This window comes from Neorhizobium fuzhouense, assembly GCF_042611105.1.
Classification (GTDB): Bacteria; Pseudomonadota; Alphaproteobacteria; order Rhizobiales; family Rhizobiaceae; genus Neorhizobium; species Neorhizobium galegae_A.
In genome coordinates this window covers 35,094-47,489 of the sequence record NZ_JBHFFP010000006.1, presented here as the reverse complement: position 1 = coordinate 47,489, position 12,396 = coordinate 35,094, and the positions used below count along the sequence as shown (strand labels likewise).

Genomic DNA, 12,396 nt, shown 5'->3' with positions numbered 1-12,396 from the left:
GCGCATGGACGGAACGGAGATCCGCATGATGAACGAGGCGGAGGGCTCCGCCCCGCTGGGGACGCACTCGGCAGAGGGGTTGGATATGCCTCTTCAGCCAATGCCCCGGCGCTTTCGCGGCCTGTCGGGACGGCTTCTCTGGCTGACCGTCATGTTCGTCATGTTTGCCGAAATCCTGATCTTCGTCCCCTCGATTTCGGTGATGCGCACCACCTGGCTGCGCGACCGGCTGGATACCGCCGCTGCCGCCGGCATCGTCATCGACGGGCTGCAGCCGGCCGAACTGCCACGGGAAGTGCAGCAGGACACGCTGCTTGCCACCGGCACGAAGGTTCTGGCGCTGCGCAAGGACGGCACCTCGCGTCTTCTCGCCGCCATCGATGTTCCCCCGCAGGTGGACGTGCAGGTGGACCTTGCCCACGAGACGCCGCTGGGTGCCATGACCAATGCGCTCGACACGCTGATTTTCGGCGGCGGCCGCGCCATGCGGGTCTATGGCCCGATCAATGATACCGACATGATCATCGAGCTGGTGATGAATGACGACACGCTGCGCAAGGCGATGATCGCCTTCTCGCGGCTGATGTTCGTCATTTCGCTGCTGATTTCGCTGGTCACCGCCTTTCTGATCTATCTTGCCATCAATCGCATGATGATCGGGCCCATCCGGCGCCTGACCCATGGCATGCAGGTGTTTTCCGAACACCCGGAGGATCCGGCCCGCGTCTTCGTGCCCGGCCGCGCCAAGGGAGAACTTGAGGTGGCGGGCCACCATCTGGCCGCCATGCAGCGCCAGCTGCAGCGCACTCTGAAGCAGCAGAAGAACCTCGCCGACCTTGGCCTTGCCGTCTCCAAGATCAACCACGACATGCGCAACATCCTGGCTTCGGCGCAGCTGATGTCGGACCGGCTCGTGGATGTGGAGGATCCGATGGTGCGAAGCTTCGCGCCCAAGCTGCTGCGCACCATCGACCGGGCCGTCGGCTACACCAACGAGGTGCTGGCCTATGGACAGGCCTCGGAAGCCGCCCCCCGGCGCCGGCTGCTGCGCCTTGCCGGGCTGTGCCAGGATGTGCGCGAGATCCTGGCGCTCGATCCGGATGCCGGCATCGAATTCGTCGAGCAGATCGACGAGACGCTGGAAGTTGATGCCGACAGCGAGCAGCTGTTCCGGGTCATCCACAATCTCTGCCGCAATGCGGTTCAGGCGCTGATGCAGGCGCCGCTGCCGGAGGACGGGCAGCCGCATCGCATCTTCCTGTCTGCCCAGCGTGTCGGCAGCGTCGTCAGCATCACCGTGGACGACAACGGCCCCGGCATGCCGCGCAAGGCCCGCGAAAACCTGTTTGCCGCTTTCCGGGGCTCCGCCCGCTCCGGTGGCACCGGTCTCGGCCTTGCCATTGCCCGCGAACTGGTGCTGGCCCATGGCGGCACGATTGCGCTGGTCGAAAAGCCCGGTCCGGGCACGCTTTTCCGCATCGAAATTCCCGATCGCCCGGTGGCGCTGGACGCCTATCGCGTCCGCGCCTGAAATTTACCTAGTTTTTTCAACGACTTGAAAAGTTGTTTCAACAAAATGACAAGTGGTTCGGCAAAATCGCTTGCAATCCCCGCAAGGAGGCTTTAGAGGATCGCCAACGCCGACGGACAGTCGGTGAGGCAAGCACCCGTAGCTCAGCTGGATAGAGCACCAGACTACGAATCTGGGGGTCAGGAGTTCGAATCTCTTCGGGTGCGCCATTCTTATTTTCGTGACATTTTCGTCGATCTGCGCTCCGGTTCAGCTTCAGCTGCACCGGATTTTGCGTGTTCGGCTTGCCGATGCGGTTCGACGTTGCCGGATGAGCGCACAGCAAAAAGGCGGCAAAGTTTTGCTTCGCCGCCCTTAATCCCCCTGCGTGCCCGCGTTCAGACGGTGCGATAATCCCGGTTGAAATAAATGAGCGCCTGGCCCTCGGTTCTGGAGTGGATCGCCTCCACCTCGCAGAACAGAACGTCATGGGTGCTGCCGTCAGCCACCGAGCGGATGCGGCAGTCGAAGGAGGCAAGGGCGTCGTCGAGGCGGGGGCAGCCGGTGTCGCCGGTGGACCAGCTGGCGGCGGCAAAGCGTTCGTCGACGGGCGTCTTTCCGCCGAAGAGGCGGCTCACCTCGATATGATCGGCTGACAGAACATTGACGCAAACAACCGCATTGGCCTTCACCGCCGCATAGGCCGACGAGCCGCGGTTGAGGCAGACGATCAGCGTCGGCGGATTGTCGGAAACGCTGCAGACGGCGGTGGCCGCAAAGCCTGCGCGCCCTCCCGGCCCGTCGGTCGTCACGATCGTGACGGCGGCGGCAAGCCGTGCCATCGCATCGCGAAAGGCAAGGCGGCGAGCTTCATCGGTGAGGGCCGGGGCAGTGGCCGGGGTGGCGGTGGCAGCGGGCATGCAGTTCTCCAGAAGGCAGCTACGGGGCACTCTACGGCATTTTTGCGCCGGGAGTTCAATCACCGGCAAGGAATTCCGTCGGGGCAGTTTTTTTGGCGGACGTTACTTTGAAAAGCCGCGCCCGGTCTCAGGCTTTCAGGAATTCGAGGACGGTCTGGTTGAATACCTGCGGAAAGACGATGTTCATGGCATGCGCGCCGCTGTCGCTGAGCGCCAGCGTGGCGTTTGGCAGGCCGTCCGCCAGCCGTTTCGAGCGCGTATAGGGCACCAGAAGGTCGTCGCGTGTTGCCATCACCAGCGTCGGAGCGGTGATCTCGCCAAGGCGTGCATCGACATCGAAGGCGCGCAGCGCCGCAATCCGGCGGGTGACATTGGTGCTGCCCTGAAAATGCGACACGCCGTGTCTGTCGTCGTCGGCAAGCCGCGCGGCATTCTCGCTCATCCACCAGGCGGGATAGAGAAACAGCGGCTGCGCCTTCACAAAGGCTTCCACGCCGGATTTCGCCAGGAGTTCCAGGCGAATGTCAAAGCAGCGGCCGGAATGCGGATCCGCCTTGCTCCAGGCATTGATCAGCACGAGCTTTTCAATGAGGTCCGGGCGGCGAAGCGCGATGTCGAGGCCGATCAGGCCGCCAAGCGCATGGCCGATGAAGTGGAAACTTTTGAGCTTCAGCGTTTCCACGATCTCCAGCACGTCATCGGCCATGGCTGCGATGCCACCGACTTCGGGCACCTCGCCGCCGGTGCGGCCGCAACCGCGATGGTCGTAGGTGACGAGCCGAAAAGTTTCGCCAAGGGCTGCGATCTGCGGCGCCCAATAGGCGCCCGATCCGCCAAGCCCGGAGGAGAGGAGGATGGTGGGCGCGTCGGGCGCGGTCAGGCCGTGGATGTCGTAATGCATTGCGAACTTACCTTCAGCGCGTGTGTCTTGATTGCCCCTCACCCTAACCCTCTCCCCGCGGGCGGGGAGAGGGGACGGCGGCCCCGTGCAAGATCAACCTTTGGGGCAGGCTGTTGCGGCTTCTGCCCTTCGCCCCGCTTGCGGGGAGAAGGTGCCGGCAGGCGGATGAGGGGCGTTACCCATTCAGGTCTTGCCGATATGCGCCACCGTTGCGATTTCCACCAGTGCGTCCGGCTTCACCAGGCCGCATTGCACGCAGTAGCGGGCCGGCTTGTCGCCCGGGAAATACTCCGCATAGACCTTGTTGACCGCCTGATAGTTGGCCCAGTCGGTGACGAAGATGTGGTTCATGGTGACATCCTCCATCGTGCCGCCGGCGGTTTCGATGACGGATTTGATCGTCTCCAGCACATGGCGGGTCTGTGCGGCCGCATCGCCCACATGCACGACGTCATTGTTCTTGTCGAAGGGAAGGGTCCCCGACACGTAGAGCACGCCATCGGCCAGTGCGCCGGGCGAATAGGGGGCGATGGGCTTCTGCGTGCCTTCGGGAACGACGATAGTCTTCGGCATTCTCATTCTCTCCGTTGCGTTGCGGGTGGTTATTCGGCGGCTTCGGCAGGGGCAGCCTGACCGATCGCGCCACAGAAATCATTGACGGTGGAAACCCAGCCGAAGAATTTTTCGACATTGTAGACCGTCGCCTGCTGGATGAACTCGGGTCCCAGGTGATGGGTCGCATCCTCCAGCATCACGCCGAAATATTCGAGGTGAAAGGCATCGCGCAGCGAGCTTTCGACGCAGACATTGGTGGCGATGCCGACAAAGACGAGGTTGCGGATACCGCGGGCGCGCAGAACGCTGTCCATATTGGTGTTGAAGAAGCCGGAATAGCGCGTCTTCGGCACCAGGATGTCGCCCGGCTGCGGCTGCAGTTCGTCAACGATCGCATAGTCCCAGGTGCCCTTGGCCAGCAGCTGGCCCTGCAGTTCGGGCCGCGCGCGCATGGTTTTGAGCGCGTTCGACTTGTGCCAGTTGGGCGAGCCCGGGCCGCCGGCCTCGACATAGTCCTTGTCCCAGCCGTTCTGGAAATAGACGACCAGCACGCCGGCGGCGCGCGCCGCCTCGACCGTCTTCTTGATATTGGCAATCGTGCCCTTGGCGCCGGAAATGTCGAAGCCGGCAAGATCCACATAACCGCCTTCGGTGGAATAGGCGTTCTGCATGTCGACGACGACGACGGCGGTTTCCGACGGCTTCAGGCTGATCGGCTCGGGCCTGGCCGGAAGCGTGACGCTTTTCGTCCGCTCCGGGCGCGGCTGGTAGCCTGCAACGATAGTCTCGCTCATTCCGCTGCCTCCAGCATTTCGGTCACGTGACGGCGGCTCTTCATCAGCGGCTGCACATATTTGCCGAATTTCTCGATGCCTTCGAGGAAATCGTCAAACGTCAGCATCACCCCGCCGGTGCCGGGCACTTCGCTCATCTCGTCCAGCATGGCGGCCACTTCCGCATAGGAGCCGATCAGCGTGCCCATGTTGATGTTGACGGCCGAGACCGGGTTCGACATGTGGCGCACATTGGTGTCGGCGCCGGACTTGGTGTCGGCAGCGCTTTGCAGGCCAAGCCACTGAATGGCCTCCTCGTCGGCGCCGGCCTTGTAGTGCTCCCACTTGGCAAACGCTTCTTCCGTGGTTTCCTCGGCCAGAACCATGGTCAGCACGAAGGAGCGCACGTCGCGGCCGGTCTTGGCGGTCGCCGCCAGCAGGCGGTCATTGGTGGGGGCAAAGGCCTTGGGCGTGTTCACACCGACGCCGAAGCAGAAGCTGTAATCGGCAAACTTGGCGGAAAAATCCATGCCGGCATTGGACGAGCCGGCGCAGATCAGCTTCACGTCGCCTTCCGGGATCGGCTTCATGCGGCAATCATCCATCTGGAAATGCTTGCCCTTCAGGTCCGACTGGCCGGTGGTCAGCAGGTCCTTCAAAACGGTCGCGTATTCGCTCAGATATTCGTAGCGGTCGGAGAAATAGTCGTCGCCGGGCCACAGGCCCATCTGGCTGTATTCCGGGCGCTGCCAACCGGTGACGAGGTTGACGCCGAAACGGCCGCCGGAGATCGAATCGATCGTGGTGGCCATGCGCGCCACGATCGCCGGCGGCATGATGAGGGTGGCGGCGGTGCCGAACAGCTTGATCTTGGAGGTGACGGCGGCAAGGCCCGCCATCAGCGTGAAGCTTTCGAGATTATAGTCCCAGAATTCCGTCTTGCCGCCAAAGCCGCGCAGCTTGATCATCGAGAGCGCAAAGTCGAAGCCGTATTCCTCGGCCTTCAGCGTGATCGCCTTGTTCAACTCGAAGCTCGGCTTGTATTGCGGCGCGTTTTCCGAAATCAGCCAGCCATTGTTTCCGATCGGAATGAAGACACCAATTTCCATGTTCATGCTCCCTCTGTCGCGAGGCACGAGCGGCCCCGATATGACAAAAGGAAAAGCAATTCGCATGCCAGACTTGAATTATGGTTATATTTCAAGTGGTTGGAAAATTGCGCCGAGAAAAATTTATCAACTGGTCAAAAATTTACCGACTGATCAATAAAATTCGTGCGGCTTGCCCGGCCATTAGGCAGGCGCCTGTCTGTTTTTTGATCTTTGTCAGATTGGGTCGCAGCCGGTTTCACCCGGTGCGGGAAGGGCGTTGCGTCAGCCGCAGCGCTTGGCCAGGCGCTCGAGATTGACGATCTCGATATGCCGGTTGGCTGTAATGGTGATGATGCCGTCCGATTTCAGCCGCGAAAACTGCCGGGATACGGTCTCGATGGTCAGCCCCAGATAGTCGGCGATATCAAGCCGCGAGATCGGCAGATCGAAGACGCGCGCCTCGCCCGGCGCATCCGGATCAAGATGGGTGGCGATCAACAGCAGGAGGCTTGCCACCTTTTCCGCCGCCGTCTTGCGCCCGAGCGTCACCATCCAGTCGCGCGCTTCGTCCAGTTCGCGCAGAGCCTGGTCCATCAGGCGCTTGCGCAAGGATGGATTGCGCTCGATCAGCCGTTCCAGCGTCGCCTTCGGCACGCGGCAGACGGTGACGTCTGAGGCGGCTTCGGCCGTCATCGGGCTTTCGCTGGCATAGAGCCGGCCGACCAGGTCCGGCGCGAACTGCAGGCCGATGATCTGCTGGCGGCCGTCTTCCAGCGTCTTCGACAGTTTCACCACGCCGCACATCACATTGTCATAGGCACCGACATCGGTGCTTTCCCCGACAAGTTCGGTGCCGGCCGGCTGCTCGATCTGGCGGGTCTGTCGCGACAGATACTGCAGGTCTTCCGGCGGCAGCGCCCCGCACATGCCCTTGTGCCGCACTTCGCAGCTTTTGCAGAGTACGGGGATGTCGAGGGAGTGGATGTCGCGGCGGGTCATGTCCATGGCCCGCAAGATATAGCCCGTCCGGTGCTACCACGCCATCCGGCTTGATCTTGATCAAGGCAGCGCGGTTTTTCCCTTTGTATTCCAAGCTCAGAAAGGAAGGGACCATGCAGCCAGATCTTCTTGCCCGATATTCGGCGCCCGTGCCGCGCTATACGAGCTATCCCACTGCACCGCATTTTCATCCGGGCGTGGGGGCAGAGACCTATGCGCGGTGGCTGAGGGCCGAGGAGGGCGACGCGCCGCTGTCGCTTTACCTGCACGTTCCCTTCTGCGACCGGCTGTGCTGGTACTGCGGCTGTCACACCAAGCAGGTCCGGCGCTATGATCCGGTGGCTGCCTATGTGGACGCTCTGGTGGCGGAAATCGCGGTGGTGGCGTCCCACCTTCCCAAACGCCGGCAGGTCGGCACGATCCATTTCGGCGGCGGTTCGCCCACCATCCTGTCGCCGGCAGATCTCACCCGGGTTCGCCAGGTGCTGGATGCGCATTTCGACGTGGACCCCGCAGCCGAAGTCAGCGTCGAGATCGATCCGGGCTATGTGGATGCGGTCAAGCTTGCCGCCTGGCGCCAGTTCGGCATGACGCGGGCAAGCGTCGGCGTGCAGGATTTCGATCCGGCCGTGCAGGCGGCGATCAACCGGCCGCAGAGCTTTCAGCAGACGCAGCGTGTCGTTGGTCTGCTCCGGGAGCTGGGCATCGGCGGCGTCAATCTCGATGTCGTCTATGGCCTGCCGCACCAGACGAAGGAGAGCCTGAAGGAAACGCTGAGGCTTTCGCTCTCCATGCAGCCGGACCGTTTTGCGATTTTCGGCTATGCGCATGTGCCCTGGATGAAGAAGCACCAGACGCTGATCGACGAGGCAGCGCTTGCCGGTGTCGAGGAGCGCCTGGAGATGCAGCGGCTGATCGGGCAAGAGTTGCGTGCGGCTGGTTATGTCGCCGTCGGCATCGATCATTTTGCACGCCCCGGCGACAGTCTCGCCCAGGCGCTGGAGCGCGGCGAGGTGAAGCGCAATTTCCAGGGCTATACGACCGACCGCGCGCCAAGCCTGATCGGTCTCGGCGCCTCGTCCATCGGGCGCGTCGAGGGCGGCTATGTGCAAAATATCGTTACGACCGGCGAGTATATCCGCACCGTGGCGCAAGGGCAGCTGCCGGTTGCCAAGGGGTTTGCGCTCTCTCCCCTCGACAAGGCGGTGGGGGATGCGATCGAGGGGCTTATGTGCTCTTACGAGTTTTCCGTCGATGCCCTCAAGGCATGCCATGGCGCGGCGGCCGAAAGCGTGCGGGCGGATGCCGCCCGCATCGAAGAAGAGGATACCGACGGCTTCATCCGCTTCGACGGTGACCGTTTCGAGGTTTTGGCCCCAGGACGGCTCTTCGTGCGCACCATCGCGGCCCGCTTCGACCGCTATTTCGGGGCTGGCAAGGCGCGCCACTCGGTCGCGGTCTGAAGATCAACGCATGGGATCAGCGCCGGCCCCAGGCAATGAAGGCGGGGTTGGCAAAATCGGCCATATCCGGCCGGCGCCGCTTGCCATAGGAAAGCGGCGTCCCGTCGGTGAGAACGGTGGCGCCGCCGGCGGCTCGCAGCACCGCATCGCCGGCAGCTGTGTCCCACTCCATGGTGCGGCCAAAGCGCGGATAGACATCCGCAAGCCCTTCCGCCAGAAGGCCGAATTTCAGGGACGAGCCGATATGGCGACATTCTTCCACCTGCATCTGTTGCAGGCAGGCGGCGGTTTCGGGGTCCTGATGCGAGCGGCTGGCCATGGCAATCGGCGGCGTGGCAACCGGGCGGGCGCGAATGGCCTGGCGCGCGACAACCGTCTGGTCGGAGTCGAGCGTCAGCTTGACGGCGCCGTCCGGCCCGCCAAGATAGGCGGTGGCAAGCACCGGGGCATAGACGATGCCGGCCACCGGCACGCCCTCATCGATGAGCGCGATGTTGACGGTGAACTCGCCATTGCGGCTGATGAACTCGCGCGTGCCGTCCAGCGGATCGATCAGCAGGAATCGGCCGCCGGAAATATCCGGCACGATGCCGGCGGCGACTTCTTCCTCGGCGATGATCGGCAGGTCCGGAAAGGCCGGGCGCAGGATCGACAGGATGATCTCTTCGGCGCGGATATCGGCCTCCGTCACCGGGGTCGCATCGGCCTTCACGTCCACTGCGCAACCTTCGGCGTAGATCTCCAGAATAACCCGTCCAGCCTTGAGAGCCGCCTGTTCAAAAATCGTCAGCATTCGCCATTCCATTGAGCCTATCGTTTCGGTGATGCGCCATCGGTTGCGAAAAAGCAAATCAACCGCCTTGCCCGCAGCCCGGCACCCGCCCTATGGTCCGCTGCCGCCGGACGAAGCAGGTGGCGACAGATCAGCATGAGAGGGCGGGCACCATGAGATGGAAACGGACGATGCAATTGCTGGACGTCCATGCCGAAGGGGAGATCGGCAAGGTGGCCATCGGCGGCGTGCCGAAAATCCCAGGGGTGACCACCGCCGACAAGCTGGCCTGGCTGAACAGCGATCCGAAGGGCCAGGCGCTGCGTCGTTTCCTGTGCCTTGAGCCGCGTGGAAACCCGATCGGTTCGGTGAACCTCCTCCTGCCGCCGAGCGATCCGTCAGCCGATGCGGCCTTTGTCATTCTCCAGCCGGATCAGGCACATGCCAGTTCCGGGTCCAACTCCATCTGCGTGACGACGGCGCTTCTCGAAAGCGGCATGGTGGAGATGCAGGAGCCGGAAACCATCGTGGTGCTGGAAACGGCTGCGGGCCTCGTGCGGGCGCGCGCGACATGCCATGACGGCCGCTGCGAGCGCGTGGAACTGACCATGGTGCCGTCCTTCGTCCATGCGCTGGATGTAGCGCTGGAGACAAGGTGGGGCACGATCAGCCTCGATCTCGCCTATGGCGGCGTGTTTTACGCGCTGGTCGATGTGGGCCAGATCGGGCTCACCATCGAAAAGCACAATGCCGCCGCCCTCGTTGCCGCCGGCATGGAACTGAAGGCGCTGGTCAACGAGAAATTCCCGGTCGTTCATCCGGAAATCCCGGCCGTTTCCGGCGTCGCCTATGTGATGTTCCGCGATGTCGATCCGGATGGTGCCGTGCGCACCTGCACCACGATGTGGCCCGGCCGCGCCGACCGCTCGCCCTGCGGTACGGGAAATTCCGCCAACCTTGCGACGCTGTTTGCCCGCGGAAAGGTGAGGGAAGGCGACGTGTTTACCTCGCGCTCCATCATCGGGTCCGAATTCCGCGTCGGCCTCTCCGGCGTCACCGAGATTGCCGGGCGTCCGGCCGTCATTCCGACGATCAGTGGACGCGGCTTCACCTTCGGTCAGCAGACGGTGGCGCTTGACCCGTTCGATCCGCTGGCTGCGGGTTTTGCCATGACGGATGTCTGGGGCCCCTCGGCCGGCGATATTCCCGGCTGATTGCTAGATCGACAGGAGCGTCGAGGGAATTTCAACGTCGCCTTCCTGCAGAACCAGCATGTCGATGCCGCCCTTGGGGGTGTGGTCAGTGGTGGCAACATCGGGTGCCGGAGCCGGCACGACGCCTGCATCCTGCATTTCCTTCAGCTTCAGTGCGCCGAAACTGTCGCCGGCGGCTGCCGCCTCAGCATACATTTCGGCCGCTGCCTGCGGATTGGCCGGAATGCCTTCGCCTGCCTGATACATCAGGCCAAGGTTGATCATGGCGTCCGCATTGCCGCGCTTGGCGGCAATGTCATACCAGGCAATCGCCAGCTGGTTGTCTTCTGCAACGAGGTCGCCTTCGTCATACATGGCGCCGATGTTGAAGGCTGCGGTGCTATCGCCGCCGGCGGCTGCCTTCTCGAACCAAGACAAGGCCTTTTCGCCGTTCTTGTCGGTGCCGAGCCCGTCGCGATAGGCGACGCCGAGATTGTAGGCGGCCAGAACATTGCCGGTCGCTGCGGCCTCGCTATACATCTTGAACTCGGTCGAGGTGTCGCCCATACGACCCATCAGCATGCCGAAATTCACCTTCGCGGCGGAATAATCGGCGTTGACGGCCGTCTCATAGGCGGTCATCGCCTGATCGGCTTCCTGCGTGCGGTTGAGCGCCCGGCCCAGCTGATAGGCAAAGCGGGGATTGTGGGTCGCCTCGAAGGCGATCCGGCAGGCGGTCACCGCCTCCGTGTCGATCTCTTCGATGCCGACCGGCGCATAGGCAGTGTTGCGGTTCTGGTCATAGGGGCTGCCGGCCATGCGGTCGCACTGGTCCTGCATGACGCTTGCGAGCACCACCGGAGCGGGTTCGCGTGCATTGGGTGCGACAGTCAGCGCGGCAAGCGCGACGGCGGTTCCGGCACAGAGCTTTGCGATGATTCTGACATGTGAAGAACGGGCGTTCATTCTTCTCTCCGGTTCAAAACTTTATATTTGATTAATGAACGCGGGACTTGACAGCCGGTTCCGCATCACTTTGCCGATCACGTCTTGATGATCGGCGAGCGTCCCCTTCAAGGTCTGCGGTAAAAAAACTCGAGGTCGCTCGGTTGTCGGGCTTTGCCAACGGGTGCTATGGCCAAGGGTAAAGAGCGACCATACGGAAGAAGACGCCATGAACAGCATTCGCATCCGCCGCCCCGACGACTGGCACCTGCATCTGCGTGACGGCGCGGTGATGGCGGCCGTGATTGGCGATACCAGCCGGCATTTTGCCCGCGCCATCATCATGCCGAACCTTGTGCCGCCGGTCGTCACCACGGCAGATGCCAAGGCTTACCGGCAGCGCATTCTGGATGTCCTGCCGGCCGGTGACCGCTTCCAGCCGCTGATGACGCTCTATCTGACCGAGCAGACCGATCCGGACGATGTCGAGGAGGGGCTGAAGAGCGGCCTCATCACCGCCGTCAAACTTTATCCGGCCGGCGCCACCACCAATTCCCATGGCGGCGTGCGCGATCTCGACAAGGCCATGCCGACACTGGAGCGCATGGCCAAGATCGGCATGCCGCTGTGCGTGCACGGCGAGGTCACGACGCCGGAGGTCGATATTTTCGATCGCGAGGCGGTCTTCATCGACGAGAAACTGGATGTGATCCGTCGCCGCCTGCCGGATCTGCGCATCACCATGGAGCATGTGACGACGAAGGACGGCGTCGATTACATTCTGGGCGCCGACCGCAACCTTGCCGGCTCGATCACCACCCATCACCTCATCATCAACCGCAATGCGCTGCTCGTCGGCGGCATCCGGCCGCATTATTACTGCCTGCCGGTTGCCAAGCGTGAACATCACCGACAGGCGCTGCGCAAGGCGGCGACCTCGGGCGACGCCCGCTTTTTCCTCGGCACCGATTCGGCGCCGCATGTTGATCCGTTGAAGGAATGCGCCTGCGGCTGCGCCGGCATCTATACCTCGATCAACACCATGAGCTGCCTTGCCCATGTGTTCGAGGAGGAAGGCGCGCTCGAGCGGCTGGAGGCTTTCGCATCGCTGAACGGCCCGGCCTGGTACGGACTTGCCGCCAACGAGGACACCATTCTGCTTGAGAAGCAGGAACAGCCGGTGGCCTATCCGGCAAAACGCGACACCGAGGCAGGACCGGTCACCGTGTTTGACCCGATGTTCCCGCTGCACTGGACTGTCGTCTAGTCGGCCC

12 protein-coding genes and 1 tRNA gene are annotated in these 12,396 nt (G+C 62.8%); 5 read left to right on the top strand and 8 right to left on the bottom strand.

The genetic code is table 11. The annotated features are described in order from the left end of the window. Positions 1-85: 85 nt before the first annotated feature. The gene (locus ACEXP3_RS12360; RefSeq protein WP_377297529.1) at positions 86-1,531 is read left to right on the top strand and encodes an ATP-binding protein; all 1,446 of its coding nucleotides are present in this window, start codon (positions 86-88) and stop codon (positions 1,529-1,531) included. A 132-nt stretch (positions 1,532-1,663) separates the two neighbouring features. Then, positions 1,664-1,740 (top strand) — tRNA-Arg (locus ACEXP3_RS12355). A gap of 168 nt (positions 1,741-1,908) precedes the next feature. Here ACEXP3_RS12355 and ACEXP3_RS12350 read toward each other — a convergent pair. The 6 genes from ACEXP3_RS12350 to ACEXP3_RS12325 form a co-directional block, all read right to left on the bottom strand. After that, positions 1,909-2,430: a flavin reductase gene (locus ACEXP3_RS12350; RefSeq protein ID WP_377297528.1), complete on the bottom strand. Its 522-nt coding sequence runs from the start codon at positions 2,428-2,430 to the stop codon at positions 1,909-1,911. Between the two features lie 127 nt (positions 2,431-2,557). Beyond that, positions 2,558-3,331 (bottom strand): pyrimidine utilization protein D, encoded by a 774-nt coding sequence (gene rutD, locus ACEXP3_RS12345; RefSeq protein WP_377297527.1) that lies wholly within the window; start codon positions 3,329-3,331, stop codon positions 2,558-2,560. 183 nt (positions 3,332-3,514) lie between these two features. Continuing rightward, entirely contained in the window at positions 3,515-3,904 is a 390-nt protein-coding gene (gene rutC / locus ACEXP3_RS12340; protein ID WP_210103688.1) for a pyrimidine utilization protein C, read from the bottom strand. A gap of 29 nt (positions 3,905-3,933) precedes the next feature. Beyond that, positions 3,934-4,680, bottom strand: a complete 747-nt coding sequence (rutB, locus tag ACEXP3_RS12335) for a pyrimidine utilization protein B (RefSeq protein ID WP_377297526.1) — start codon at positions 4,678-4,680, stop codon at positions 3,934-3,936. Then, a complete protein-coding gene (gene rutA / locus ACEXP3_RS12330; RefSeq protein WP_377297767.1) occupies positions 4,677-5,768 on the bottom strand; it encodes a pyrimidine utilization protein A in 1,092 nt (363 codons plus the stop codon). Before rutA ends, rutB begins: the two co-directional genes overlap by 4 nt. 264 nt (positions 5,769-6,032) lie before the next feature. Then, positions 6,033-6,749: a Crp/Fnr family transcriptional regulator gene (locus tag ACEXP3_RS12325; protein WP_281067714.1), complete on the bottom strand. Its 717-nt coding sequence runs from the start codon at positions 6,747-6,749 to the stop codon at positions 6,033-6,035. A 113-nt stretch (positions 6,750-6,862) separates the two neighbouring features. Between ACEXP3_RS12325 and hemN the strand changes: the two genes are divergently transcribed. Further along, positions 6,863-8,212, top strand: a complete 1,350-nt coding sequence (hemN, locus tag ACEXP3_RS12320) for an oxygen-independent coproporphyrinogen III oxidase (RefSeq protein ID WP_377297525.1) — start codon at positions 6,863-6,865, stop codon at positions 8,210-8,212. A gap of 16 nt (positions 8,213-8,228) precedes the next feature. On the opposite strand, the gene cysQ is transcribed toward hemN, so the two are convergent. After that, entirely contained in the window at positions 8,229-9,005 is a 777-nt protein-coding gene (gene cysQ / locus ACEXP3_RS12315) for a 3'(2'),5'-bisphosphate nucleotidase CysQ (protein ID WP_377297523.1), read from the bottom strand. Between the two features lie 152 nt (positions 9,006-9,157). Here cysQ and ACEXP3_RS12310 point away from each other — a divergent pair, with 152 nt between their 5' ends. Next, complete coding sequence (locus ACEXP3_RS12310) at positions 9,158-10,198, top strand: proline racemase family protein (protein WP_377297522.1); 1,041 nt, start codon at positions 9,158-9,160, stop codon at positions 10,196-10,198. 3 nt (positions 10,199-10,201) lie between these two features. Here ACEXP3_RS12310 and ACEXP3_RS12305 read toward each other — a convergent pair whose 3' ends face one another. Then, entirely contained in the window at positions 10,202-11,143 is a 942-nt protein-coding gene (locus ACEXP3_RS12305; protein ID WP_377297521.1) for a tetratricopeptide repeat protein, read from the bottom strand. A gap of 208 nt (positions 11,144-11,351) precedes the next feature. Here ACEXP3_RS12305 and pyrC point away from each other — a divergent pair, with 208 nt between their 5' ends. Next, a complete protein-coding gene (pyrC, locus tag ACEXP3_RS12300; protein ID WP_377297520.1) occupies positions 11,352-12,389 on the top strand; it encodes a dihydroorotase in 1,038 nt (345 codons plus the stop codon). The last annotated feature ends 7 nt before the right edge of the window (positions 12,390-12,396 follow it).

Coding starts and splice junctions, on each gene's coding strand:
- ACEXP3_RS12360 (WP_377297529.1), top strand. CDS start 86: ATGCCTCTTCAGCCAATGCCCCGGCGCTTTCGCGGCCTGTCGGGACGG.
- ACEXP3_RS12350 (WP_377297528.1), bottom strand. CDS start 2,430: ATGCCCGCTGCCACCGCCACCCCGGCCACTGCCCCGGCCCTCACCGAT.
- rutD (WP_377297527.1), bottom strand. CDS start 3,331: ATGCATTACGACATCCACGGCCTGACCGCGCCCGACGCGCCCACCATC.
- rutC (WP_210103688.1), bottom strand. CDS start 3,904: ATGCCGAAGACTATCGTCGTTCCCGAAGGCACGCAGAAGCCCATCGCC.
- rutB (WP_377297526.1), bottom strand. CDS start 4,680: ATGAGCGAGACTATCGTTGCAGGCTACCAGCCGCGCCCGGAGCGGACG.
- rutA (WP_377297767.1), bottom strand. CDS start 5,768: ATGGAAATTGGTGTCTTCATTCCGATCGGAAACAATGGCTGGCTGATT.
- ACEXP3_RS12325 (WP_281067714.1), bottom strand. CDS start 6,749: ATGACCCGCCGCGACATCCACTCCCTCGACATCCCCGTACTCTGCAAA.
- hemN (WP_377297525.1), top strand. CDS start 6,863: ATGCAGCCAGATCTTCTTGCCCGATATTCGGCGCCCGTGCCGCGCTAT.
- cysQ (WP_377297523.1), bottom strand. CDS start 9,005: ATGCTGACGATTTTTGAACAGGCGGCTCTCAAGGCTGGACGGGTTATT.
- ACEXP3_RS12310 (WP_377297522.1), top strand. CDS start 9,158: ATGAGATGGAAACGGACGATGCAATTGCTGGACGTCCATGCCGAAGGG.
- ACEXP3_RS12305 (WP_377297521.1), bottom strand. CDS start 11,143: ATGAACGCCCGTTCTTCACATGTCAGAATCATCGCAAAGCTCTGTGCC.
- pyrC (WP_377297520.1), top strand. CDS start 11,352: ATGAACAGCATTCGCATCCGCCGCCCCGACGACTGGCACCTGCATCTG.